Below are 26,466 nucleotides of genomic sequence, written 5' to 3'. Positions count from 1 at the left end.
ATTGTCGCCGCCGCGCGTGGCCGGTCAGCACGGTGGGGCGGTGGGGCTGGACCGGCGTACGCCCGGACCGGCGTACGCCCGCAGGCCCCTGCCGTGGGCGTCAGGTGTACATCAGCGATCCGGGCGTGGTGAGTAGCTCGCCGGTCTCCAGCCAGGTCTTCAGGCCGGACAGGACCATCGGCCAGCCGCCGTAGAGCTGGTCGTTCGCGCCCTCGCGGAGTTGGTCGTGGGTGACCGTCAGCCGACACGAGTCGCCCACCGGCTCGATCTCCCAAGTGATGCGCGAGGTTCCCTCGCTTCGCACGTCGTCGCCCCAGAGCGCGACCATGCTCTGTACGAGCCGGCGCGGCGGATCGACCTCCAGGTTCTCGCCCTCACCGAGCAGCGTGTCGGCGCGGGGGTTGCTCATCTCGTACCGCGAACCTGGCGTCCAATCCGAGGTGACCCGAGAGCCGAAGTTGTACTTGCTCCTGATCTCGGGGTCGGTGATCGCCTCCCACAGGCGCTCCGGAGTCGTACGGATATAGATCTCGAAAACCTTCTCCATGGTGCTCTCCAAACGGCGCTTGAGCTCGCTGAGCGTGCTGGCCCAGGGCGCGGCGTACTTGCTCACCCACCGGTCGTGGACGAGCTGGATGGGGAGGGGATTGAGGAAGTGGAGCTTCTCGCGGCCCCGCCGCTTGGCAACGATCAGCCCCGCCTCCTCCAGCAACTTCACATGCTTCATCACGCCGAATCGCGTCATCGAGAAGCGCTCGGCGAGCGCGCTCAGGGTCTGCCCGTCCTCTCGGAAGAGTTCGTCGAGCAGGCCCCGCCGGGTGGGGTCGGCAAGGGCTCGGAACACCTCGTCCATGCGTCCATGATAGGTGACCAATTGGTCACCTATCAAGAGTCGCGAGGTGATTCGGTCGGCTGGATCACCTCGCGGGATGGCTTGGGGGTGCGGCGCTGCAAAGTGGAATCCGTGCTGGTCCAGAGGGAGGCGGGTGCTCCGTTGTGCTCGTTGCTGCCCTGCCGTGCGGCGGCGCGTCGGGGCCCGGCCGTCATTAGTTCCATCCGGATTGCCATGTGCACGACTCTTGTTGTCTGGTCTAGGCCAATGCGACCCTGCCTTTGAATGCCCCCTTGGGGCGCCGTGTCTTGCTCTGCCCCTCCATGACAAGACCCAGCGGCCCGCGACCTGTGCCAGCAGGCCGTGTTCCACCCGTGTTCCCCCCAAGTTGGAGAATGGAGCCCCCGATGTCCGCTCGACGCAAGGCTGCCTCCTTAGGCGCGGTCGGTGCCGCCTCTGCGCTGCTCGTGACCTTCACGCCCGGCCAGGCGAGCGCCCACGGCACGATGTTCAACCCGGTCAGCCGCGTTGCCACCTGCTACGCCGAGGGCCCGGAGAACCCGAAGACGCAGGTGTGCAAGGACCTCGTCGCCGCGAGCGGCACCCAGCCGCTCTACGACTGGAACGAGGTGAACATCGCCAACGCCAACGGGCAGCACCAAAAGATCATCCCCGATGGCAAGCTGTGCTCGGCCAACCGTGAGAAGTACAAGGCGCTCGACTGGGCCCGCACCGACTGGCCCGCCACGAAGGTCTCCGCCGGCGCGATCAACTTCCGGTACCGCGTCACCGCCGCGCACCCTGGCACCATGACCGTCTACGTCACCAAGGAGGGCTACGACCCGACCAAGCCGCTCAAGTGGTCGGACCTGGAGACCACCCCGGTCACCAAGGCCACCGTTGCCAGGAGCGCGCCGAGCGGCTGGTACGAGTTCTCCGGCAACCTGCCCAGCCGGACGGGCCGTCACCTGCTCTACAAGGTGTGGCAGCGCAACGACAGCACCGAGGCGTTCTACAGCTGCTCCGACGTCGTCTTCGGCCAGAGCGCTCAGGGCGCGGTGGCCAAGGCGCCTTCCCAGCAAGAGATCGACGCGGGTGCGTCCAAGTCCACCGTGACCCACCACGGTCACGGAGGTGACGTGCCCGGCGAGCGGGACGCCGCGATGAAGGCCGCCGCGAATGACGGTGTCGTCTCGTTGAACGCGCAAAACGCTGCCGCCTCGAACGGCAGCAGCACGCTTTCGCAGTCCCTCGCGGGCGCTGCGGCCGTCGGCATGACGGCCGGCTGCTTCATCCTGTTCCGCCGCCGCAGGGCCTCCTGACCTGCCGGCTCACACCGGTTCGGGGCCCGACGCGCCACCTCCCGCCGATGGGCCCCTTCCTGGGGCGCCGTGCGCGCCCTCCCCAGCCGCTGGCCCGGCCAACACGCCGGGCCAGCGGCGCCCATCTGTGCTCCACCCGGGGTTCTGGGGCGTTGGGGCCTGGGGGGCTGAGGGCTTGGGGCGCCGGGTCTGCGCAGGTGCCGACCCGGGAACGTCGGCGGGAAGGCTCGGCCGCCCTCGGCCGCACTCAGCCGCCCTCGGCCGCCGCTCGCTCGTGCGCATGCTTGAGCGCCATTCGCCCAGCCGGCACCCGCGGACCCTCCAGTGACTTCCAGAACGCATGGGTGCTCACCACCGTGACCAACTCGCGTTCCCGTACGCGCAGCCGTGTCACCTCGGCGAGCTCGGCCGCCGGCCAACCGGGGCAATCCGGCCGTTCGCGAGGCCGCCACAGCTCCTGATCCTTGAAGCCCGCCGCCGGTTCCACCGACCACGGCAGCCGCTCGTAGAGGGCCAGCAGGCGCGCGCGGACCTGATGCAGCTCCTCCTGGGCCTCCAGGAGATCGCGAGGGAACTCATACGTTTCGGCCATGCCAAGAATGATACGACTGTTCGAATTGCTGTCCGTGCAGACCACGCCGAACAGCGCTGATGACCACCCCCGAAGGGGTGTATCGAACGCGTGCAGGGATATATCCGGCCATGCGGCCGGCAGGCCGTGCGGCGCCGGGATGCGTGCCCTAGGCGGGGGTCGCAGGCTGGAGGCATGGACGAAACGAATCGGCGAGGGGTGCCCAGTGTGATCGTGGATGCGCCGCTCGACGGGCGGCGGCGGGTGACGATCGACGGGCGGAACGCGGGGGTGGCGGTCGAGCCGGACGAAGTGGTGGAGATGATGCGCCGCGCCGGGGTGCCGGAGGACCGCATCGCGCTGGATGATCCCCAACGTGTCGAGTGGCACGGCGGCGGGCCCGACGTCTGGCTGGATGCGCCGCCACGCTGAAGCCGAGTGGCCGGGCCGTGAGGTCACAGCCGGTTTTTTCGCGGCACCTCACCTCCGTTTCCGTGCGCCGGTGTGCGCGAGCGGTGGATCGACGGCACGGTTAAGGCATGACCGAACGTGACTGCCCGCGTGTTACCGCTCCGCTGCTCGTCGTGCTGCCCGTGCAACCGGGGAGCCCGCCGTTTCGGGTGGTGGAAGTCGGCGGGGAACTGGCCGGTACGGCGAGGTCGGTGGTGGACGTGATCGAGATCGCCCAGCAGGCAGGCGTACATCATCTCGACCTTGAGGACCCGGACCTTGTTCGCTGGGTCGGTGGCGACCAGTTCACCTGGACGCCCCGGCATCTGCGCTAACGCCACCGGCAGCCCGCCACGGCCGCGCCGGCGCGGCAGGCCGGACAAGGCGGCTATTTCGTACGCGACGTCAGCTCGGCCGCCACCCGGGTCGTCACCCTCGCCGTCGCGGCAATCCAGGCCTCATCGCCTCGCGATTTCGGTGCCGTGGTCACCAGGGCGGCGATCGTCTGACCGTGCTGGTCGCGGATCGCGACGCCCACCGCGCTCACGTCGTCCTCGCTCTCGGCGTGATTGACCGCGTAACCGCGCTCGCGCACCGTGTGGAGGTGGCCGCGCAGCGCCGTGCGGGTGGCCGGGGCGCGCGCGGTGGGGGCGTCGAGGCGCTCGGACGGATAGAGGGCCGTCAACTGCTCGTCGCTCAGTGCGGCCAGCATCACCTTGCCTGCCGCTGTCGCATGCGCGGGCAAGCACCAGCCGATCCGGCTGCTGACACGTACGGTTTGTTCGCTCTCGACGCTGTCGATGTACAGCACCTCGGTGCCGCGCCGCGTTGCAAGATGTACTGTCTCGTCCGTCTCGTCCCGCAGTTGGACGAGCGAGCCGCGCGCGAGTGAGCGGATGTCCATGTTCCGCACCACGGACAGGCCGATGTCTACCAGCACAGGTCCTGGCCGGTACGCACGGGAGTGCGTGTCCTGCTCGACGAACTCGTGGTAGCTGAGGGTCGATAGCAAGCGGTGCACGGTGGATCGGGACAGCCCCATATCCCGGCTGACCTGGTTGACGCGGATCATCTCGTGATCTTCGAAGAGCCGCAGTAACCGCAGCACGTTGTCAACGGCCCCGATGAGCCCCGCCGGACGGTCCGCCGTCGTGTCTTTTTCCTGGTGATCGGCCTCCTCCAGGATGTCCGCCTCCTCCGTGCTCATGAGCTGCACCGTAGCGCAGCACTTTCCCAGCCCTGTCGGGCTGCGTCAGGTCGTCGGTCCTCTTGCGGCCTTACCGCGATATGTAGCAGTATCCGGATCGGTGTTCCTCATCGTGACACGTAACTCGTCTCAGCGCCCCAGCAGTTGACCCCTCATCGCCCCGTGGCTTGGGGCGGTAGGTGTCGGGCCGGCCGGGTTGGGGCGGCGAACTGGCGCTGGCCGGGTGTTCTGTTGCGGTGCGGATGCCAATGGCGGCGGTGTGCTCGTCGTCCGGCACGGGGCGGACGGCGAGGGCATCGCGCCGAGGAGGTCGAACGCGCGGGCACGGGCGTACGCACTGGTGCGTAGGCCGGACCGCGCGCAGCCTGCCGGAGCCTGCACCCGCATGGCGGTGGGCGTCGAGCCGCGGATCGACGCGCGCCTCGCGCGGCCGAAAAGTCGAAGGCCCTCAAGCGCGGGCATGCTTACCCCATAGCTACCTCGTGTGGGTGACCCATCACTCGGCGTGTTGGTCAACTTGCCATCGAAATCCAGCCGCAGGGGCGAGATTCCTTCTGTCTCTGTGTGATCATCTGGGGGCATAGAGTGATCACCTCGGGGAGTTGGGGTGATCCGTGGAGAGCTGACAGCCGATCACCGAGCAGCCAGACGACCGTGCTACGGCGCGTGGGCCACGGGGCCCGGCTTGTCAGCCTCTGCCCACAGTGTGGCGGGGGAGGAGCTTTCGGTGACGGGCGGATCGACAGGCGGATCACAAGAAGAATGGGTCGCGGTCGTCGGGTTGGCATGCCGACTGCCCGGGGCCCCTGGGCCCAGCGCTTTTTGGCAACTGCTTCGCGACGGTGAACACGCCATTGGCCAGCCTTCGGCAGAGCGCGGCCGAGCCGGTTCCTTCTCGGCTGCCAGCGGCGAGCAGACCGGTCCCATCGCCGGATACCTGGATCGAGTGGATGCCTTCGACCCGGCATTCTTCGGTATCTCGCCGCGGGAGGCCGTGGCGATGGACCCCCAGCAGCGGCTGATGCTCGAACTGGCCTGGGAGGCCCTGGAAGACGCCGGGATCGTCGCCGCCAGCCTTCGTGACAGCCAGACCGGGGTGTACGTGGGCGCCATGTGGGGCGACTACGCCACAGTGCTGCACCGCGGCGACCCGGCATCCGTCTCCCGGCACTCCATGACCGGCACCCACCGCAGCCTGCTCGCCAACCGGGTGTCCTACCTCCTTGGTCTGCGCGGCCCGAGCCTCACGCTCGACGCAGGCCAGTCCTCGTCCCTGGTCGCCGCCCACCTCGCCTGCGCCAGCCTGTCCACAGGAGAGTCGGACCTCGCCCTCATCGGTGGCGTCAACCTCATCCTCACCAGCGACAGCACGCTGACATCGGAGCGACTCGGCGCGCTGTCGCCGGATGGCCGCTGCTATGTGTTCGACGCCCGCGCCAACGGCTACGTACGGGGCGAAGGCGGCGGCGTAGCGGTCCTCAAACCACTCGGTCGCGCCTTCGCCGACGGCAACCGCATCTACGGCGTCGTCCGCGGCAGCGCCGTCAACAACGACGGCGCGTCCACCGGTCTGACCGTCCCCAGCCAGGCCGCGCAGGAACAGGTGCTGCGCCGGGCCTACGCCCGCGCGGGACTGGCCCCCGCCGACGCCCAATACGTCGAACTGCACGGCACCGGCACGCCCGTTGGCGACCCGATCGAGGCCGCAGCGCTCGGCGCAGCGCTCGGGGCCGGGCGCCCCTCGCACAGCCCGCTCCTCGTCGGCTCGGCCAAGACCAACGTCGGGCACCTGGAGGGCTCCGCCGGGATCGTCGGATTGCTGAAGACGCTGCTGAGCCTCCACCATCGCCAGCTTCCACCCAGCCTCAACTTCCAGACCCCGCACCCCGGCATCCCACTCACCGAACTCGGCATCGCCGTACAGCGCGATCTGACGCCCTGGCCCCACCAGGACCGCCCGCTGGTGGCCGGAGTGAGCGCATTCGGCATGGGGGGCACCAACTGTCATGTGGTGGTGAGCGAAGCACCACACGCGCCGGCGCGCGGTGCGATTCCGCCGCCGATCGTCACCCGCACAGCACCCGTTGGCGACGGGAAACCAGCCCTGGCCGCTGAGCCCGTGTGTCTGCCCTGGGTGCTGTCCGGCCGCGGCCATCGAGCCCTGCGCGCCCAGGCGGAGTGTCTGGCCGAACGGGTGGCCCGCGAGCCAGCGCCGCGCGCCCGGGACGTCGGCTGGTCGCTGGCCGCCGGTCGGACCGCCTTGGAACACCGGGCCGTCGTCATTGCCGATCACCCCGCCGCCTTCACCTCCGCGCTCGGCGCACTGGCGCGCGGTGAGCCTGCCCCCGAGCTGATCGAGCCACCCGCGTACGGCACGGGACCGGCAGGAAGGCGCGTGATCTTCGTCTTCCCTGGCCAGGGATCGCAGTGGGCCGGCATGGCCATCGAACTGTGGGACCACGCGCCCGCCTTCGCCCAGCGCATGGCCGAATGCGCCGAAGCGCTAGCCGAGTTCGTTGACTGGGACCTGGAAGAGGTGTTGCGGCAGGCCCCCAGCGCGCCATCGCTGGCGCGGGTGGACGTTGTGCAGCCCGCGCTCTTCGCCGTGATGGTCTCCCTGGCTGCCTTGTGGCAGGCACACGGAGTGGTGCCATCGGCGGTCATCGGAGCGTCCCAGGGCGAGACCGCCGCGGCGTGTGTGGCCGGCGCCCTGTCGCTACGGGACGCGGCCCGCGTGGTGTCCATCCGCTCACAGTTGATCGGTGCCCTCACGGGACACGGCGCCATGGCCTCTCTGGCCCAGAGCGCCGACCAGGCCACCGAGCGGATCGCGGCCTGGGATGGCCGGCTGTTTCTTGCGACCGTCAACGGCCCCGCCTCCGTCGTCGTCTCGGGCGAAGCCGATGCCGTGGAGAACCTGCTCGCGCAGTGCGCCGACGAGGGCATCCGCGCCCGCAGGATTCCCGTGGACTACGCGTCCCACTCCGCCCAAGTCGAGCAGATCAAAGACCAGTTGCCCAAGGCGCTCGCCGGCATCACACCGTGTACTGCCACGATCCCCTTCTACTCCACGGTCACGGCCGGGCCGTTGGACGGTACTGAGTTAGGCCCCGATTACTGGTACCAGAACGTGCGCCAGACGGTCCGCTTCGCGCAGATGGTCGGCACCGTGCTCGACGCGGGCGACGCCGTGTTCATCGAGCTCTCCCCGCATCCCGTACTCGTGCACGGTATTGAGCAGAGCGCCGAGGCGCGCGGCGCCGAACACACCGTGGCCGTCAGCTCGCTTCGCCGCGGCCAAAGCGGACCGTGCCGCTTTTTGACCTCGCTCGCCGAGGCATATGTGCACGGCGTCGCCGTCGATTGGACCGTCCCGTTTCACGGCACCGACGCCACCCGCACCGACCTTCCCACCTACGCGTTCCAGCGGCAGCGCTACTGGCCGGGCCAGCACAGCAGTGCTCTGTTCGACGAGCCGGACCGGGACGAAGGCCCACTGCGTGCCGGGCTTGCCAGCGCGGACGCGGAGGAACGCCGCCGCTCCGTGGCCGAGCTGCTGCGCGCCCATGTCGCCCAGGTCCTCGCGTACGAGCCGGAGGACGGGGACGCCCGCCGGACCTTCAAGGATCTGGGCTTCGACTCACTGGGAGCTGTCGATCTACGGAACCGGCTCGGCCGGGCCACCGGGCTCCGGCTGCCCTCGTCGCTGCTCTTTGACTACCCCACCATCGCGGAGCTGGAGCGGCACCTGACGACCGCGCTGGACGAAGGGGCACGAGGCGAGCCACTCCCGTCCGTCGTACCCCGCCCGAGGGCCGCGCTGACCACCGGCGCCACCAGCGACACGAAGACCGCCGGTAACACCGCTAGTAACACCGACACCGCTCATCACACTGTCAGCGCTGATATCACCGACACCGCTGGCACCGCCGACACCGATGGTGATGAGATCGCCATCGTCGGCATGGCCTGCCGCTACCCGGGCGATGTCTTCTCTCCCGACGATCTGTGGCGGCTGGTCGCCGATGGCAAGGACGTCATCTCCGGCTTCCCATCGGGCCGCGGCTGGGACGAGGCCCTGTACGACCCGGACCCGGAGCGCACCGGCAAGAGTTATGCCCGCCAGGGCGGGTTCCTGCACGACGCGGGCGCCTTCGATGCGGGGTTCTTCGGCATCTCACCCCGAGAAGCCTTGGCCATGGACCCACAGCAGCGGCTGCTCCTGGAAACCGCATGGGAGGCGGCGGAGCGGACTGGAATCGACCCCAACTCGCTGTACGGCAGCGCCACCGGCGTCTTCATCGGCGGCACCGGCTTAGACTACGGTCCGCGCATGCACGATGCCCCCGAAGGCATCGAGGGGCACCTGTTGACCGGCGGGCACACCAGCGTCCTCTCCGGCCGCATCGCCTACCACCTGGGACTGACCGGACCGGCCATAACGGTGGACACCGCCTGCTCGTCCTCGCTGGTCGCCCTCCATATCGCGGTCCGCTCACTGCGCCAAGGCGAGACAGAACTGGCCCTGGCGGGCGGCGTAACCGTCATGGCCACACCCGGGATGTTCCTCGAATTCTCTCGGCAGCGCGGGCTGTCACCCGATGGGCGATGCAAGCCCTTCGGCGCAGGCGCAGACGGCACCGGCTGGGCCGAGGGCGCCGGGCTGCTGATGCTCGAACGCGTTCGAGATGCGCACCGCAACGGCCACCGGGTGCTCGCCCTGGTGCGCGGCACCGCAGTGAACCAGGACGGCGCATCCAACGGCCTCACCGCCCCCAACGGTCCCTCCCAGCAGCGCGTCATTCATCAGGCCCTGGCCGACGCCCGCCTGACGGCCGGCGATATCGACGCGGTAGAAGCACACGGCACTGGCACCGCGCTCGGCGACCCCATCGAGGCCGAGGCCGTCCTTGCCACTTACGGTCGAAACCGGCGCGGTGCGGAACCGGTTTTTCTTGGATCGCTCAAGTCCAACGTGGGCCACACCCAATCGGCCGCCGGGGTCGGCGGCATCATCAAGATGGTCCAGGCCATGCGGCACGGCGTACTGCCCAAGACGCTGCACGCTCGGGAGCCGTCCCCGCACGTCAACTGGGACACGGGGGCCGTCGCCCTGCTCACCGAGGCGCGGCAGTGGCCACGTACCGGTCGGCCACGCCGCGCGGTTGTCTCCTCGTTCGGAATCAGCGGTACCAACGCGCATGTGGTGATCGAGGAACCGCCGGCCGCCCCCGGGCCCCACGCGCGGCGCGCGGCATCCTACGGGGCACAGCCCACTGACCCGGCCACGAGTAGCGAGCCCGCACAGCCCGCAGTCCCGCCCTTGCCCAGCGGGCCAGTGCCCTGGTTGGTCTCGGCCCGCAGTGACGGCGCACTCAGGCAACAGGCGGCACGGCTGCGGGAGTTCCTCACCGACCGACCCAACGCAAGCCCGGCGGACATTGGGTACTCACTCGTCACGACCCGTACGGGCTACGAACAACGCGCGATCATCACCGGCGCCGACCGTGCCGACTTCCATGCCGGTCTGGACGCGCTGGCACAAGGGCGCACATCGCCGAACGTGGCTCGCGAAGCCGCCTCCCGGCCGGGCGCCACGGCATTTCTCTTCACCGGCCAAGGCGCCCAACGCGTGGGCATGGGCCGGGAACTGTACGCGAGCTACCCGGTGTTCGCGCAGGCCCTGGACGCCGTGTGTGCCGCGCTGGACCCGCACCTTGAGCGTCCGCTGCGTGAGGTGATCTTCACCAGTGAGCACACCTCGCGGGCCACGGACGAGGAAGTGGCCGGCCCCGTTGAGGACGCCGCACTGCACCAGACGACGTACACCCAGCCAGCGCTGTTCGCATTCGAGGTGGCGTTGTTTCGGCTCCTTGAGCACCACGGGCTCCGGCCGGGCGCACTCGCCGGGCATTCGATCGGCGAACTCGCCGCCGCGCACGCCGCCGGAGTCCTCCCGCTCGCCGACGCCGCCGTGTTGGTCGCGGCCCGCGGCCGACTGATGCAGGCCGCTCCGGCAGGGGGCGCCGTGATCGCCATCGAGGCCGGCGAAGCCGAGGTGTTGCGATCCCTGGCCGAGTACGCCGACCGGCTGTCGATCGCGGCGGTCAACGGGCCCGCCTCCGTGGTCATCTCCGGGGACGCGGACGCCGCCGCGGCGGTCGCCGGCACCTGGCGTGAACGGGGGCGCAAGACCCATCGACTGCGGGTCAGTCGAGCCTTCCACTCCCGACATATGGACCCGGTGCTCGACCAATTCCGAGCCGTGGCCGCCACCCTCGACTACCGGGCGCCCACCTGCCCCCTGGTGTCCACCGTCACCGGACGATTGGTGACCGCAGCCGAGGTGGCTTCGCCCGACTACTGGGTGCGGCAGATCCGCGGAACCGTACGGTTCCTGGACGCCGTCCGCTTGCTCGAAGAGCGCGGCACCACCATCTTCGTAGAGGTCGGTCCGGACGCGATCCTCACGGCGATGGCCACCGACTCGTTCACCGGCTCGGCGGCCACCGCCATTGCCCTCCTGCGCGCCGGCCGCCCCGAACCCGAGACGCTCGTCATGGGCCTGGCGCGCGCACATGCACGGGGTGCGTCGGTGGACTGGGCGACATTCTTCCCCGGAGCGCACCGGGTGGAGCTGCCCACCTACGCATTTCAGCGCGCTCATTACTGGCTCGCTCCGCCGCCGCGTACCGACGCCCGCGGCCTGGGACTTGAGACGGCGAATCACCTGCTGCTGTCCACCGCCGTTCCGCTCGCCCACCGCGATGAGTGGCTACTCACCGGCCGTCTTTCGTTGACCAGCCACCCCTGGCTGGCCGACCACACCATCGGCGACCGCGTCATCGTCCCGGCCACCGCATTGTTGGAACTCGCCCACGCAGCCGCACAGCACTCCGGCGCGGGCCAGGTGGCCGACCTCACCTTGGAGACCCCCCTGCCGCTGCCCCCGCTGGGTGCTGTCCAAGTGCAGGTCACCGTGGGCGCCCCCGATGCCTCCGGCCACCGGGCATTGAGCATCCACGCCCGCCCGGAACGGCCCGACGAGGAGGCGGGCCCCTGGACCCGCCACGCCTCGGGAGCGCTCGGCCAAACACCGGGCGGTGCCTCGGCTGACGCGCAGGAGGTGCTGGCACCATGGCCACCCGCCGGGGCCGTCCCCGAACCAGTGGATGACATCTATGCCCGACTGGCCGACCTCGGATACGGCTATGGCCCCACGTTCCGCAATCTCGTCGCTCACTGGCGGCACGGCCAGGACCGCTACATCGAGGTGCGGTTGCCCACCGGGCACGACGAGTCCGCCGCTCGGTGTGCGGTGCACCCGGCGCTGCTCGATGCCGTACTCCACCCGCTTGTCGCAGCCGCGACGCGACTCGACGAGCCGGATGCCATCCGGCTGCCGTTCGCATGGACCGGCGCAGCGGTGTACGCCAGCGGCACGACCGAGCTACGGGCGCATCTACGGCCCACAGGCCCGGACTCCGTAGCCCTCACGGTTGCCGACACCACCGGAGCACTTGTGGCCTCGGTGCGCTCGCTCACCCTGCGCCCGACACGCACGGTACAACTCGCCCCAACCGGGCGCGATCACGCGGGCCCGCTATATACGGTCGGCTGGGAACCGCTGCGGCTCCCGGAGACGGGTGGGCCCCCGCTCGTGGAGGCCGTAGGCGCCATGCCGGATGGTGACCTGCCGGATGGAGCCGCATCGCACGGCACGGAGCGCGGCGAAGCCATCGACCGGGCACCGCGGGAGGGTCCGCACGAGGATGCCGGAGGTGGCACAGAGCGGAACGCAGGGGCCGGTGTGGATGCTCCGGGCGTGTCCCGGGGGGCCGAGGCATCGGCCACCGAGACCGCTGCCGATGCCCTCGACGCCGTGGTGGGTGCCGAGGCCATCCTGGTCAGGGTGCGCCATTCGGTAGCCGCGGCGGACCCGGTCACGGTCGCCCATCGCACCGCGGGACATGCGCTGCGCCTGGTGCGGAGGTTCCTCAGTGACGACCGATTTACTCGGTCACATCTGGTGGTGGCCACCGCCGGGGCAGTCGCCACCCGTCCAGGCGAGGATGTGACCGCGCTTGGGGCGGCCCCGGTCTGGGGGCTCGTTCGCTCCGTCCAGTCCGAGCACCCGGGCCGGATCACCCTGGTCGATCTCGAACCAGCGAGCGGCGATGAACTGTTGCCCGCCGCCGTTGCCAGTGGAGAGCCCCAACTCGCCGTGCGCGACGGTCAGTTGTTCGTACCACGTGTGGTGCGCTCGGACACCTGGACGGGTGCGGCGCTGCCCCCCGCCCCACCGTCACGGGGCATCGCCATGTCGGCGGGCACTGCGACGCGTTCGCGTGGGGGCGACGGGAACGGCGGGGGCGACGGGGGCAGCGGGGGCAATGGGGGCGACCTTCCAGGTGGTGAGATGCCGGCGAACGGCATGGGGTCGGTGGTGGGCGCGTCGGCGACGTGCGGGTCGGTGGCCGGCGGCACGGGCCCGGTGGGCGGCTCTCCCCTTGGGCGTAGCGCGTCGGCGGCACTGGACCCGGAGGGCACCGTACTCATCACCGGCGGGACCGGAGGGCTTGGCTCGCTGGTCGCCCGGCACTTGGTCACCGCGCACGGCGTGCGGCATCTGATGCTGGCCAGTCGTCGGGGCCACGATGCCCCCGGCGCGCGGGAACTCACCGCCGAACTAGTCGGTCTCGGTGCCCGGGTGACCATCGTGGCCGTTGATGTCGCGGAGCCCGACGCACTGGCCGCGCTGCTGGCCTCGGTGCCGGCCGAGCATCCATTGACCGCGGTGGTACACACGGCTGGGGTCGTGGACGACGGCACGCTCACCGCCCTCACGCAGGAACGGCTTGCTGCGGTGCTGCGGCCCAAGGTGGATGCCGCCTGGAATCTGCACCGACTGACGGAGGGCAGCGGGCTCGCCGCGTTTGTTCTCTTCTCCTCGTTGTCAGGCATCACCGGTGCTGCCGGCCAGGCCAATTATGCCGCGGGGAACACCTTTCTGGATGCGCTGGCCGCCTACCGCGCTGCCCGCGGACTGCCCGCGACCTCCCTCGCTTGGGGCCTGTGGGACGTGCCCCAGGGCATGGGGGGCGCCCTCACCGAGGCCAGCCTGACGCGTTGGGCCCGCTCCGGGGTGACGCCGCTCACGGCGGAGCGGGGGCTCGCCCTGTTCGATGCCGCACTCGCCGCGCCGCACGCACTGCTCGTACCGGCGATGTTCAACCTGGCCAGGTTCCGGGCCCGCGCCGAAGACGCCCCCGCCCTGTTGCGCGGGCTGGTGGGCGCCCCCGTGCGGCGAGTGGCGGCCCAGCGCGTCGATACTGGCGCTCACACCGCCGAATCCTGGATGCGGCAGCTCGCCGCGCTGCCCGAGGACCAACGGCAGAGCGCAGTGGGGGACCTGGTGCGCGAGGTGGTCGCGGCCGTGCTCGGCCATACCGACTCCGTCGCCGTTGACCCAGACCGTAGCTTCAAGGAGATCGGGTTCGACTCGCTGGCCGGCGTGGAGCTGCGTAACCGCCTGCACATCACCACCGGGGTGCGGCTGGCCCCCACCGCCACATTCGAACACCCCACGCCGGCCGCCCTCGCGGCCCATCTGGGGCAGGCGTTGGCTGCCGACGAGGACGCTTCCAAGGGCTCGGTGGCCGCGCAACTCGCCCGACTGCGGCCGGCCGTCGAGGCGGCGGCATCGGATCTGGCCGGGTACGAGCAGATCACGGACCAGCTCCGCACCTTGCTGTCCGCAGCGCATGCGGTCGGCATGGACGCGGCAGCTGCCGAGGCGGGGAGCGAGCCGGTGACGGACGAGGAACTGTTCGCGTTGTTCGATCACCGCGACTGAGCGGGCCCGCGCCTTCGTACCTGCCGGGGGAGAGGCTGCCCACTCACCGGGCCGCGAGCACCAGGCCGAGAGGGCGCAGCCCTGGGGACGGAACGGCACGGGAGCAGTGGGGCCGGCGGCCACCGGTGATTGCGGTGGCCGCCGGCCGGGGAGGGGGTGGCGACGTTGTGTGACATGCAGGGAAACATGAGCAACAGGCTGCCGGCCTACTGGTGGGCCGCTGCTACGTCAGTGCCTGGTCGCCGCGCCCAGTGTGGAGCCTGTGGTGTGGAGCGAGTGGCGAGGTCAGGCGGATAGCGGCATGGGCAGCTCAAGCCGGTCATCCGAGGTCAAAATCGCCTGTTGTAGTGCCTGCAAATCGCGGCACGGCTCAAGTCCGAGTTCCTCGTTGAGCGTCTTACGGGCGGACTGGTACACGTGCAACGCGTCCGCGCGTCGTCCCGAACGGTAGAGCGCCAACATGAGCTGCCTATGCAGCGCCTCTCGCAGCGGATGTTCCGTGGCCAATTGGTAAAGGTCGCTGACCAGTTCCCGATGTCGGCCCAGCATGAGCCGAGCGTCCATCAGCATCTCGACGCACTCCAGCCGGGCCTCGTACAACCAGGTCTGGAAGCCTTCCAGTATCGGGCCGCAGCACACGTCGTCCAGGAGTGGGCCGCGCCATAGGGCGAGCGCGCTCTCGAAGCTGTGCCTGGCCTGCTCGTAGCGGTGCGCTCGGGAGTGATCCCGCCCCTCGTTCACCAGGCGCTCAAAGCACCGGATGTCGAGCTCGTCGGTGCCAAGGCGCAACACGTAGCCGGGCGGACGCGTGATGACCGGGCTCTCGCTGCGATCGGGGCGGTTGAGGAACTTGCGGATCTGGGATACGTACACATGCAACCCGGCGATGACCCGGCGCGGGGGCTCCTCGCCCCAGATCTCCGTGATGAGGTGATCGACAGGAACCACCTGGTCCGAGCGGACGAGGAGGATAGTCAGTAGTACCTCTATCTTTCGCGCCCTGATAGACGTTTTTTCCTCTCCGTGGACCACACGGAGAGGCCCCATGATCTCATATCGCACAGCGTGTCCCAGTCGATGAGAGTGGCGAACTGTCGTATGCCGGAGACGAATTCTTCGCAGCGGGTCGGCGAATGCCGATCGTCGCCGATGGGTGACCGGCGGAGTCGAAGAGGACGACTAAGGACGCCGTGAACTCTCCTCGCTGGTAGGGCCGTATCCACTGGCTCACATCAGACAGCACTGTAGCCACATATCCCCCCGTCTTCGTGGCGGTTCGATCGATGGTCCGGGCAGAAAGACGTACCAAGAGTGCAATGGCGGCCGGCCCGCCCAGGCGAGGCTTTTCAGCCGCTTGCCGGGATTTCGGGGACCGTCACCCACTGGTGTTGTCTCCGGGCAAGACGATACGCCGCTCTCCAGCGCCGGACAGACCGAAGCACCCCTGTCCGGCGTGCGCCAGCCCCAGTCGCGCTCTCCGTGACCCCCTAGGGAAAACGGGGGTGATCGCAATGGTGTCGAACGGTCCCGAAAGGGGAATTGGTCCTGTTCCGCTCGGGGCGAGCGGATAGTTACTGCTGGTCGTATCGTCCAAACCCCGCCGATTCGGACGCTCGGCTGGCCGACTCCTCCTGAGTGCCGGTCTCTGGGGTGCTAGGGGTAGCGGCCCCGGCCGCGCCGCGCCGCGCGCCACCGCCGGAGGCCGGGGCAATGCCATCGCCTTACCAGGGGGGTCGGTGGGGCCCGGAGGTAGGGCGCTAAGGGTGGGTCAGGGCTTGTGCGCGACCACGATCACGCATCCGGCGCTGGGCACCGCCGGCAGCGCGTCCTTGGCCGCGTCGAACACCTCTTGGACCGAGATCCCGTGCTTGGCCTCGAACTCCTTACGGCACCGCAAGATGCCGTCGATCATCCGGGTCGCCGTGTCCTTGGTGTTCTCGGTGACGTCCTTAAGCTCGTCGATGACCAGCCCGGCCTCGGCGATCAGCGCGGGCCAGTCCTCCAGCTTGACCAGCGAGGAGACCACGGAAGGGTCGGTGGGCTCCTGGTAACTGCCGTCCTCGGGCGGCGTCACGTCGGTCAGCACAACCCGGCCACCGGGCACCAGCACCCGAGCCATTTCGCGCAGCGCCGTCAGCCGTTCCATGTGGTTGATCGACTCGAACGCCAGGATGGCGCGGAAGGACTCCGCCTCGAACGGCATCTTCATGGCGTCCGCGAACTGGAAGGACACCTGGTCCGACATGCCCGCGGCGGCGGCCCGTTCAAGCCCCTGCTTGACCTGCTGCTCGCTGATCGTGATGCCCAGTACATCGGCGCCGGTCGAGGTCGCCACCTGCATCGCGGGCTTGCCGATGCCGCAGCCCACGTCGAGCACCCGGTCGCCCGGCCCCACTCGCAGCCGCTCGATGAGGAGATCGGTGAACCGGTCGGTGGCCTCCTCGACGGTGGCGGTGTCGTCGGCGTTCTCCCAGTACCCGAAGTGGAAGTTGTCGTCCCACGCCATCTGAAGCAGCGGGCCCAGCGAGCTGTAGTAATCGGACACCTGGCCGCTCGGCGGAACGGACGCTTGGGACATAACTCTCCTCCTGTGTGCTCGGCGACCCGGCTGGCCGTCAAGGGGCCGCGGAGGCCCACTCGTCGGGCGATGATCCGGGCTGGCGATAACACCCGACTAAAGTCACCGGCCGCGGCCTGTTTGGTGTGCCTTTAGAGGCACAGACCACGCTGGCGACGTGCTCGCACCGATCACCAAGTCCGGAGCGGGAGTGCCGCCAATGACCCATGACGACCGGAAGTCTTTTCACTCTGAGCTCCGTACGAGGCGTGATGGCTAGCACCAATCCCACCCGGTCACCACAGTCCGCTACTCCCATCGCCGTGGTGGGATTGGCCTGCCGATTGCCGCACGCGCCTAGCCCATCGGCTTTTTGGCAACTGTTGCGAGACGGCGAAAGCGCCATTTCCGCGATGCCGGATGACCGCCGGCACGCGGAAACTCCCGGCGCCGTAGACGACGCTGCCGCACCGTCGCGAATCTGCCGCTCGGGCGGATTTCTCGACCGCGTGGACGCATTCGACGCGGAATTCTTCGGTATATCGCCGCGCGAAGCGCTCGCCATGGACCCCCAACAACGGCTGATGTTGGAACTGGCATGGGAAGCGCTGGAGGACGCCGGGGTGTGCCCCGACGCTCTCGCGGGCAGCTCAACGGGCGTCTTCGTGGGTGCGATGTGGGACGACTACGCCACCTTGCTGCGACGGCACACCGGACTCGTGGGCAACCGGCATCCGATGACCGGCCTGCACCGCAGCATCATCGCCAACCGCGTGTCGTACAGCCTCGGGCTGCGCGGCCCCAGCCTGGTCGTTGACGCGGCCCAGTCGTCATCGCTGGTAGCCGTGCACATGGCGTGCGAGAGCCTGCGGCAGGGCGAGAGCACGCTGGCCCTGGCAGGCGGCGTCAACCTGATCCTCGCCGAGGACAGCATGGACGCGGCGACCGCTCAGTTCGGCGGCCTGTCCCCGGACGGCAGGTGCCACACCTTCGATGCCCGGGCGAACGGCTTCGTACGCGGCGAGGGCGGCGGCGTGGTGCTGCTCAAACCGCTGGACGCGGCGCTACGCGACGGCGATCCGGTGTACTGCGTGATGGTGGCCAGTGCGGTCAACAACGACGGCGCCACCGATGGGCTCACCGCCCCCAGCCCGGCCGCCCAAGAAGAGGTGCTGCGCCAGGCCTACGCACGAGCCGGGGTCGCCCCCTCCGACGTTCAGTATGTCGAGCTGCACGGCACGGGGACGCCCGTTGGCGACCCGATCGAGGCCGCCGCGCTCGGTGCCGCCATCGGCCAGGGCCGCCCGGCCGCAGCGCCGTTGCGGGTCGGGTCCGCCAAGACGAACGTCGGCCACCTGGAGGCCGCGGCCGGGATCGTCGGATTGCTCAAGGTGGCGCTCAGCATCGCGCACGGGGAGCTCCCGCCGAGCCTGAACTACACCACTCCGAACCCCCGCATCCCGCTCGCCGAGCTGGGGCTTGCGGTGCAGCGTGAACTGACCGGTTGGCCGCGCCCGGACCGGCCGCTGCTCGCCGGTGTCAGCTCATTCGGGATGGGCGGCACCAACTGCCATCTGGTGCTCGCCGAAGCGCCCGAGGCCGGCGCGCCCGAGGCTGACGCACGCAAGGTCGGCACACCCAAGGTCGGCGAGTCCAAGGTCGGTGCACCCGCGGCTGATGCGCCCGAGGCTGGCGCACCCGTCTCGGAGGCCGCACCGCGGCCCGTACCGGACCCGCGGCCGGCGGCCGTGCAGCCGCAGGCCGGTGGCGGAGCCCGTACCGAAGCTGGGGCCCGAGCCGGAGCGGGTGCCGGTGCCGAGGAGTCGGCGACCGTAGCGCTGCGCCGCGCGCCCATCGCCTGGCCGCTGTCCGCGAAGAGCGCCGCCGCGCTGCGCGGTCAGGCCGCGCGGTTGCGAGCCCACCTGGCCGGCCGGAGCGACATCGACCCGGCCGCCGTGGGGTACGCGCTCGCCACCCGGCGCACCGTATTCGCCCACCGCGCGGTACTACACGGTGCGAGCACCGATGAACTGCTGGCCCGCTTGGCCGAGTTGGAGCGGGGTGCGGACGCGGTCGGTCTCGCCCGGGCGAAAACCACCGGCGGGAAGGTGGCGTTGCTGTTCAGCGGACAGGGCAGCCAGCGGCTGAACATGGGGCGTGAGCTGTACGACGCCTACCCGGTCTTCGCCGCCGCCCTGGATGCGGCCATCGGCTGCCTCGACCACCACCTGGACCGGCCGCTACGCGAGGTCATCTTCGCCGAACAAGCCGCGAGTTGCGGGCCCGCTGAGCAGGCCGGGCAGGTCGGGCAAGCCGGGCAGGTTGAGCTCGCCGACACCGATGGCGCCGAGCCAGCGGGCGGCCCCGTCGCCGGGACCGGAATTACCGGGAGTGCTGGGAGTGCTGGGAGTGCCAGAGGTGCCGGGGGTGCCGGGGGTGCCGCCACCTCGGTCGAGCCCACCGTGCTCGACCAGACCTCCTACACCCAGTGCGCGCTGTTCGCGATTGAGGTGGCCCTGTTTCGGCTCGTGGAGTCCTGGGGCCTTCGGGCCGACTATCTGTTGGGGCACTCCGTAGGCGAGATCGCCGCCGTCCATGTGGCCGGGGTGCTGTCGCTCACCGACGCCGCCGCGCTGGTCGCAGCCCGCGGCCGGCTCATGCAAGCGCTCACCTCATCCGGCGCGATGGCCGCCTGGCAGGGCACCGTGGAAGAGGCGGCCGAGCTGCTCGACGGACGCGAGGACCGGCTGGTCATCGCCGCCGTCAACGGCCCCACCTCGCTGGTGGTGTCCGGTGACGCAGACGCCGTGGACGAGGCGACCGCCACCTGGCGAGCCCGCGGGCGCAAGGCATCCAGGCTGCGAGTCAGCCATGCGTTCCACTCGCCGCACATGGACGCCATGCTCGACGCGTTGCGGGCCGTCGCCGCGGGCCTGACGTTCGCCGCCCCGACCATCCCCGTCCTATCGAACGTGACCGGCGAACCGGCCACCGCACAGCAACTCGGCTCCCCCGACTACTGGGCCGAACACGCCCGCAGCACCGTGCGGTTCATGGCCGGCGTGCACACACTCCACGCGGCCGGAGTCGATACGTTCCTGGAGCTGGGCCCCGATGCGCCGCTGGCCGCCATGGCCCGCGAGTGCTTTACGACTCTGCCCGCCACCGGGCCTGCCGGCGCCGACCGGCCGCGCCCGGTCGCGCTCGCGGTACTGCGCCGCGGGCGGCCCGAGGTGGCCACCCTCACCGCGGCCGTGGCCCAGGCGTACGTCCGCGGAGTGGAGCTGCGCTGGGAGCGGACCCTGGAGGGGACCGCGTACCCGAGGGTGAGCCTGCCGACGTACGCCTTCCAGCGCCAGCGCTTTTGGCCGGACATGACGGGCGCCACTTCGCGAGCGGGATGGGCCGACCGAGCGGGGCAGGAGGGGTCGGAGCCGGGCGCTGGGCACGAGACCGGGCGCAGCACCGTACACATTCCGGCCCGGGTGAACGGGACGGCCCTACCGGGCCCGGTGGCCGAGCCTTCCGCGTCGCCGTCGCCGTCCGGCCCCGGGGCGGCGTTGCGGGGCCGGCTGGATGGGTTGACCGACGCCGAACGCGACCGGGTACTGCTCGACCTGGTGCGGGCCAAGGCCGCCCTGGTCCTTGGGCACCCAACGGCGAGCGCCGTCGATCCGGAACTGACGTTCAAGGAGCTCGGCTTCGACTCGATGGCCGCCGCCGAGCTCAGCGAACAGCTCAGCGCCGCAGCCGGGTTGCCGCTGCCCGCCACCCTCACCTTCGACCACCCGACACCCACCGCTGTGGCAGCGCAATTGCGCGCGCAGACCGGCGACCCCACGGACCGGGCAGTCGGGGTGCGTACGCCAGTGGCCAGCGGGTTCACCGACGCCGACCCGATCGCCGTGGTCGCCATGAGCTGCCGCTTTCCCGGCGGCGTCACCTCGCCCGAGGCGCTGTGGGACCTGGTGGCCGGGCGCGTTGACGCGATCGGCGCATTTCCCACCGACCGGGGCTGGGACCTGGCGGGCCTCTACCATCCCGACCCCGACCACCCGGGCACCAGCTACGCACGCGAGGGCGGCTTCCTCTATGACGCCGCACAGTTCGACGCCGCCTTCTTCGGCATCAGCCCGCGTGAGGCGCTGGCCATCGAGCCACAGCAGCGGCTGCTCCTGGAGACTGCCTGGGAGGCGTTCGAGCGGGCCGGCATCGACGGCGCCGCGCTCCGGGGCAGCGACACCGGCGTGTTCGTCGGCGCCACCTCGCAGGACTACGGCCCCCGACTGCATCAGGCCACCGGCGGCATAGACGCCCATCTGCTCACCGGGGTCACGCCCAGCGTGGCCTCCGGCCGGGTGGCCTTCACCTTCGGGCTTGAGGGCCCGGCCGTCACCGTGGACACGGCCTGCTCCTCATCCCTGGTGGCCCTGCACCTGGCCGCCCAGTCCTTGAGGCATGGCGAGTGCGCGCTCGCGCTGGCCGGTGGCGTCACGCTGATGGCCTCACCCGGCATGTTCACCGGCTTCTCCCGGCAGCGCGGCCTCGCCCCCGACGGGCGGTGCAAGCCCTTCGCCGCCGCTGCCGATGGCACCGGCTGGGCCGAGGGCGTGGGGCTCGTCGTCCTGGAGCGGCTCTGCGATGCGCGGCGCAACGGTCACGAGGTCCTTGCCATCGTCCGCGGCTCCGCCATCAACCAGGACGGCGCGAGCAACGGGCTGACCGCGCCCAACGGCCCCTCCCAGCGACGGGTCATCGGCCAGGCCCTGGCCCATGCCCGACTCGCACCGAGTGAGGTGGACGCCGTCGAGGCGCACGGTACCGGCACCCGACTCGGCGACCCGATCGAGGCGCAGGCCCTGCTGGCGACGTACGGCCAAGAGCGCCCCGATGGGCGCCCGTTGTGGTTGGGCTCCATCAAGTCGAACATCGGCCACACACAGGCCGCCGCAGGCGTCGCCGGTGTGATCAAGATGGTGATGGCGCTGCGGCACGCGGAGCTGCCCCCCTCGCTGCACATGGACGAGCCCAGCCCGCACGTGGACTGGACGTCGGGCGACGTACGGCTGCTGACCGAGCCGGTTCCGTGGACGCCGGGCGAGCGCCCGCGCCGGGCCGCCGTGTCCTCCTTCGGCATCAGCGGCACCAATGCACACCTCATCGTCGAGCAAGCACCGGAACCAGCCCCCGTACCGGCCCACGACCCCGCTCCCGTACCAGCCACCGAAAGGGGCCGGGCGGCAACGGGCGATGCCACTGCCGACAGTGGCGGCATCGTGCCCTGGGTGATCTCCGCCCGCAGCCCGCAGGCGCTGCGAGGTCAGGCCTGCGCACTCATCGAGCAGCTGGCGACCGCCCCGGACGCCACGCTCGCCGAGGTGGGTTGGTCGCTGGCCACCCGGCGCACGGTGTTCGAGCATCGGGCGGTAGTGGTCGGCCAGGACCGGGACGAGCTGACGGTGGGCCTGGAAGCCCTCGCGGCCGGGGAGACGTACCCGGGCGTGGTCGGCCCGGCCTCCCCGGTGGGCGGCGGCGCGGCCCTTGGCCCGGTGCTGGTCTTCCCGGGCCAAGGCTCGCAGTGGGTGGGCATGGGCGCGGGCTTGCTTGAGGCTTCGCCGGTGTTCGCGGCGCGGGTCGCCGAGTGTGAACGCGCGCTCGCCCCGCATGTGGACTGGTCGCTTACCGAGGTGCTACGCGGCGGAGTGGCAGCGGCGGAGTTGAGCCGGGTTGATGTGGTGCAGCCGGTGCTGTGGGCCGTGATGATCTCGCTCGCCGCCGTCTGGGCCGACCAAGGCGTCGTCCCCGCGGCCGTGGTGGGGCACAGCCAGGGTGAGATCGCGGCGGCGGTCGTCGCCGGCGCGCTGTCCATCGAGGACGGTGCGAAGATCGTCGCGCTACGTAGCAAGGCCCTGCGGCAGTTGGCGGGCGGCGGTGCGATGGCCTCGCTCGGCATGAGCCAGCACGAGGCGGCCGAATGGCTGGCCGGGCTCGGCGAGCCGGCCTGCGCCGTGGTGGTGGCGGCCGTCAACGGCCCCGGTTCCGTGGTGGTGTCCGGCCCGCCGGAACAGGTGCGGCACGCGGTGGCCCGCTGGCAGGAGACCGGCGGCCGGGCCCGCCTCATCGAGGTGGACTACGCCTCGCACAGCCCCCAGGTCGATGCGATCGCCGACGAGCTGTCCAACGTACTCGCCGGCATCGAGCCGGCCCCCTCCAGCATCGCCTTCTACTCCACCGTCACCGCCGAACGGATCGACACCACGGAGCTGACCACCGCGTACTGGGTGACCAACCTCCGCGAACGCGTCCGCTTCGCCGACGCCGTGCATCGACTGCTCGAAGCGGGCCACCGCTTGTTCATCGAGGCCAGCACGCACCCCGTACTGACGGTCGGCCTACAGGAGTCCTTCGACGAGGCCGGGGTGGCCGCGGTCACCGTGCCGACCCTGCGCCGCGACCAGGGCGGGTCGGCGCAGTTGGCGCAGTCGGTCGCACAGGCGTTCACGGCCGGTGCGGCAGTGGACTGGACCCGCTGGTTTGCCGCAGAGCCCGCCCCGCGGGTGGTGCAACTACCCACGTACGCCTTCCAGCGCGAGCGCTACTGGCTCAGCAATGGCGGCAGCGGCGTGAGCAACCCGGCGGACCTCGGGCTGACCGCGGCCGGGCATCCGCTGCTCGGTGCCGCCGTTGAGGTCGCCGATGGTGTGACGCAACTGCTCACCGGGCGGGTGTCGGCCCAGACCCACGCTTGGCTCGGCGAGCACGAGGTGGCCGGCGCCGTACTCGTGCCCGGTACCGCGCTGGTGGAGTGGGCACTGCGGGCCGCCGATGAGGCCGGCTGCGGCGGCGTCGATGAACTGGCGTTGCAGGTGCCGCTGGTGTTGCCCGCGACGGGCGGGCTGCGGGTCCAGGTCGTGGTGGCCGAGCCCACGGATGACGGGCGGCGCGATGTACGGATCTACTCCCGCGCCGAGGACGGCACGGGAGCCGACGTCCAGTGGCTGTGTCACGCGGAGGGCGTCCTCAGCCCACCCGCAACCGAGCCCGAGGACGCCGCGCAGACGGCAGACGCCGAAAAGACCGCAGACGCCGCGGGGTTGGCGGGCGTCTGGCCACCGGCCGGCGCCCAGCCCATGGACGTCGCCGACTTCTACGCCACCAGCGCGGCCGATGGCTACGGCTACGGGCCCGCGTTCCGCGGGCTGCGGGCCCTGTGGCGGCACGGGGACGAGGTGCTGGCCGAGGTCACGTTGCCCCAGGCCGCGGGCGACCGTGACGGCTACGGCATCCACCCGGCGCTGCTCGACGCGGCGCTCCAGCCGGCGCTGTTGCTCCCCGCGCCCGGCACGGACGGCCCCGAGCGGGCCGATGGACAGGTGTGGATGCCGTTCAGTTGGAGTGGCGTGCGGCTGTGGGCCGGTGACGCGAGCACCGTTCGCGTCCGGCTCAGCCCGCGCCACGACGCGGCCGATGGCGAACGGGCGCTGCGCGTCACGGTGGCCGACAGCGCTGGTGCGCCCGTGCTGACGGCCGACGCGCTGGTGACTCGGCCCGCCGACAAGAACCAGCTTCGAAGCGCCGCCAGCCGCGGTGTGGATGGTCTGTTCGCGCTGGAGTGGGCCCCGCTGCCCGCTGTCGATGGCCTCGCGGATGACCAGGTCATCGGCGGCGGCTGGGCGATGCTCGGCGAAGACCGGCTTGGCCTTGGGGAACTGGCCATCGCCGGCGCCAGCCCGTACGGCCCGGTGCGGTATCCGGATGTGCCGGCGTTGGTCGCCGCGGTAGCCGACGGCGCGCCCGCCCCTTCGGTCGTACTGACCCAGGCGCTCGGTGACGAGATCGCCCTCAACGGTGACGAGCGCGCCTTCGGCGGCGACGGCGGGCAGGGCGCCGGTTTGCGGCTCACGCAACGGCTGTTGGGCCTGGTGGGTGACTGGCTGGCGCAGCAGGTGTTGAGCGATACCCGGCTTGTCGTTCTCACCCGCGGCGCCGTGTCCACCGGCGACGGCGAGCCCGCTCCGGACCTGGCAGCCGCCGGCGCCTGGGGCCTGATCCGCGGCTTGCAGACCGCACACCCGGGCCGCTTCCTGCTGCTCGACCTCGACGAGAGCACCGATGCGCTGGTGCACGCCGTGCTACGGACCACCGCGCGGCCCGAGCCACACCTGGCGGTGCGCGGCGGACGCATTTTGGTGCCCCGGCTGGCCCGCGCGGTGACCGGGGGCGCCCACTCGGCGGACTCGGTCGCTGCTGAGGCCGGTGTGCTCGACCCGGACGGCACGGTGTTGATCACCGGTAGCACCGGGCCACTGGGTGCGCTGGTGGCCGAGCACCTGGTGCGTACGAGGCAGACCAAGCACCTCATTCTCGTGAACCGACCCGAAGACCCGGCAACCGGCGCGGCCGAGAGCGCGACCCAACTCGTGGACACACTCGCCGGGTTGGGGGCTCAGTCGCGGGTCGTGGCCGCTGACCTCGCTGACCCGGGCGCAGTGTCCGGCCTGGTCGCCGCCATCGACCCCAAACACCCGCTCACCGCGGTGCTCCACATCGCGGCGGAGCCGGGTGTCGCGACGGCCCCCGACGCTGAGGGTGGCGCGCGGGCCACCGCACTGCGCGCCGACCGGCTGGCACGGGTGTGGGCCGCGCAGGCGAGCGTCGTGGCCCAGTTGCACACGGCCACGGCCGGACTGCCGCTCGCCCTATTCGCGACGTTCTCCTCGGCCATCGGCACCCTTGGCGGCACCGGACGGCCGGAGGAGGCGGCGGCGGACGCGTACTGCGAAGCGCTGGCCATCCACCGGCGCACGCTCGGCCTCCCCGCACTGGCGGTGGCCTGGGGCCCGTGGGCCGCTGACGGTGGCGCCCCGGTCGCGGACCCGGCGCGGCTGGCCCGCTTCGGCGTCGGCGCCCTGCCCACCGACCGCGCGCTGGCCCTACTCGACGCGGCATGCCGGCATGGCGGTACCCACCTGGTGGCCGCCGCCGTCGATGCTCGCGCGCTCGCTGCTCAACCCGCCGATACGCTGCCCGGCCCGTTGCGCGGGCTGCTCGCGCCCCGCGGACGCGGCCGGCGCAGCGCGGCGGACGCCGACGTGGCTCAGTCCGTGGACTGGGCCGGGCAACTCGCCGGCCTCTCCGCCGACGAGCGGCACCGCGCCCTGCTCGGCCTGGTGCGCGGCCACGCGGCCACGGTGCTCGGGCACGCCGACACCGACGCCGTCCAGGTGGACGCGAGCTTCAAGGAGTTGGGCTTCGACTCGTTCACCGCCGTGGAGTTGCGCAATCGGCTCGCCGCAGCCACCGGCCTGCGACTGCCGGCGGCTCTCATCTTCCGATACCCCACGCCGGACGGCATCGCGGCCCATCTGCTCCAGCGGCTCGCACCCGACGAGCCCGACAAGGCCGGCGCCTCGGTGAGCAACGCGGTGGGCCCGGTGCTGACCGACCTCACCCGGCTCGAAAACGCGCTGACCAACGCGATTTTGGAGGACAGCGATTCCGGTGCGGTGATGTCCCGGCTGGAAAGCCTCCTTGCGAAGCTGAAGGCGGAACGTAAGCCAGCGAACGAAAGTAGCGCCGCGGAAAGGCTGGAGTCCGCGTCCGCGGATCAAGTCCTCGACTTTATCCACAACGAACTTGGTGTGTCCTAAATGTGCTGGGCGCCACCATCG

At 70.8% G+C, this 26,466-nt stretch carries 11 protein-coding genes; 5 read left to right on the top strand and 6 right to left on the bottom strand.

Going from position 1 to position 26,466, the window contains the following annotated elements:
* Positions 1-100 precede the first annotated feature (100 nt).
* Together FHS42_RS19555 and FHS42_RS19550 are read right to left on the bottom strand one after the other, a co-directional pair.
* Positions 101-853, bottom strand: a complete 753-nt coding sequence (locus tag FHS42_RS19555) for an ArsR/SmtB family transcription factor (RefSeq protein ID WP_184573658.1) — start codon at positions 851-853, stop codon at positions 101-103.
* 32 nt (positions 854-885) lie between these two features.
* Positions 886-1,068 (bottom strand): hypothetical protein, encoded by a 183-nt coding sequence (locus FHS42_RS19550; RefSeq protein ID WP_184573656.1) that lies wholly within the window; start codon positions 1,066-1,068, stop codon positions 886-888.
* 171 nt (positions 1,069-1,239) lie between these two features.
* Between FHS42_RS19550 and FHS42_RS19545 the strand changes: the two genes are divergently transcribed.
* Positions 1,240-2,154 carry a lytic polysaccharide monooxygenase auxiliary activity family 9 protein gene (locus FHS42_RS19545; RefSeq protein ID WP_184573654.1) on the top strand — a complete coding sequence of 305 codons (915 nt, stop codon included), beginning with the start codon at positions 1,240-1,242 and terminating at the stop codon, positions 2,152-2,154.
* A gap of 247 nt (positions 2,155-2,401) precedes the next feature.
* On the opposite strand, the gene FHS42_RS19540 is transcribed toward FHS42_RS19545, so the two are convergent.
* Complete coding sequence (locus FHS42_RS19540) at positions 2,402-2,746, bottom strand: DUF8825 domain-containing protein (RefSeq protein WP_184573652.1); 345 nt, start codon at positions 2,744-2,746, stop codon at positions 2,402-2,404.
* A 174-nt stretch (positions 2,747-2,920) separates the two neighbouring features.
* Between FHS42_RS19540 and FHS42_RS19535 the strand changes: the two genes are divergently transcribed.
* Both FHS42_RS19535 and FHS42_RS19530 read left to right on the top strand, forming a co-directional pair.
* Positions 2,921-3,157: a hypothetical protein gene (locus tag FHS42_RS19535; RefSeq protein ID WP_184573650.1), complete on the top strand. Its 237-nt coding sequence runs from the start codon at positions 2,921-2,923 to the stop codon at positions 3,155-3,157.
* Between the two features lie 107 nt (positions 3,158-3,264).
* Positions 3,265-3,510, top strand: coding sequence for a hypothetical protein (locus tag FHS42_RS19530; protein ID WP_184573648.1), 246 nt, complete (start codon positions 3,265-3,267; stop codon positions 3,508-3,510).
* Positions 3,511-3,563: 53 nt separating this feature from the next.
* Here the strand turns inward: FHS42_RS19530 and FHS42_RS19525 are convergent, their stop codons facing one another.
* Positions 3,564-4,382, bottom strand: coding sequence for an IclR family transcriptional regulator (locus tag FHS42_RS19525; RefSeq protein WP_184573646.1), 819 nt, complete (start codon positions 4,380-4,382; stop codon positions 3,564-3,566).
* A 727-nt stretch (positions 4,383-5,109) separates the two neighbouring features.
* Here FHS42_RS19525 and FHS42_RS37265 point away from each other — a divergent pair.
* On the top strand, positions 5,110-14,238 hold the full coding sequence (locus FHS42_RS37265; RefSeq protein ID WP_312866951.1) for a type I polyketide synthase: 9,129 nt from the start codon (positions 5,110-5,112) through the stop codon (positions 14,236-14,238).
* 285 nt (positions 14,239-14,523) lie between these two features.
* On the opposite strand, the gene FHS42_RS19495 is transcribed toward FHS42_RS37265, so the two are convergent.
* The gene (locus FHS42_RS19495) at positions 14,524-15,300 is read right to left on the bottom strand and encodes an AfsR/SARP family transcriptional regulator (protein WP_184573644.1); all 777 of its coding nucleotides are present in this window, start codon (positions 15,298-15,300) and stop codon (positions 14,524-14,526) included.
* A 706-nt stretch (positions 15,301-16,006) separates the two neighbouring features.
* Positions 16,007-16,816: an SAM-dependent methyltransferase gene (locus FHS42_RS19490; RefSeq protein WP_184573642.1), complete on the bottom strand. Its 810-nt coding sequence runs from the start codon at positions 16,814-16,816 to the stop codon at positions 16,007-16,009.
* Positions 16,817-17,067: 251 nt separating this feature from the next.
* Between FHS42_RS19490 and FHS42_RS19485 the strand changes: the two genes are divergently transcribed.
* The gene (locus FHS42_RS19485) at positions 17,068-26,445 is read left to right on the top strand and encodes a type I polyketide synthase (protein WP_184573640.1); all 9,378 of its coding nucleotides are present in this window, start codon (positions 17,068-17,070) and stop codon (positions 26,443-26,445) included.
* Positions 26,446-26,466: the final 21 nt, after the last annotated feature.

It is taken from the genome of Streptomyces zagrosensis (assembly GCF_014203645.1).
Taxonomy (GTDB): Bacteria; Actinomycetota; Actinomycetes; order Streptomycetales; family Streptomycetaceae; genus Streptomyces; species Streptomyces zagrosensis.
The sequence above is the reverse complement of the archived record's forward strand: the minus strand, read 5'-3'. Positions and strand labels throughout refer to the sequence as shown.

What these genes read in the sequence shown, in the direction of transcription:
- FHS42_RS19555 (WP_184573658.1), bottom strand. Translation starts at nt 853, where the DNA reads ATGGACGAGGTGTTCCGAGCCCTTGCCGACCCCACCCGGCGGGGCCTG.
- FHS42_RS19550 (WP_184573656.1), bottom strand. Translation starts at nt 1,068, where the DNA reads ATGGCAATCCGGATGGAACTAATGACGGCCGGGCCCCGACGCGCCGCC.
- FHS42_RS19545 (WP_184573654.1), top strand. Translation starts at nt 1,240, where the DNA reads ATGTCCGCTCGACGCAAGGCTGCCTCCTTAGGCGCGGTCGGTGCCGCC.
- FHS42_RS19540 (WP_184573652.1), bottom strand. Translation starts at nt 2,746, where the DNA reads ATGGCCGAAACGTATGAGTTCCCTCGCGATCTCCTGGAGGCCCAGGAG.
- FHS42_RS19535 (WP_184573650.1), top strand. Translation starts at nt 2,921, where the DNA reads ATGGACGAAACGAATCGGCGAGGGGTGCCCAGTGTGATCGTGGATGCG.
- FHS42_RS19530 (WP_184573648.1), top strand. Translation starts at nt 3,265, where the DNA reads ATGACCGAACGTGACTGCCCGCGTGTTACCGCTCCGCTGCTCGTCGTG.
- FHS42_RS19525 (WP_184573646.1), bottom strand. Translation starts at nt 4,382, where the DNA reads ATGAGCACGGAGGAGGCGGACATCCTGGAGGAGGCCGATCACCAGGAA.
- FHS42_RS19490 (WP_184573642.1), bottom strand. Translation starts at nt 16,816, where the DNA reads ATGTCCCAAGCGTCCGTTCCGCCGAGCGGCCAGGTGTCCGATTACTAC.
- FHS42_RS19485 (WP_184573640.1), top strand. Translation starts at nt 17,068, where the DNA reads ATGGCTAGCACCAATCCCACCCGGTCACCACAGTCCGCTACTCCCATC.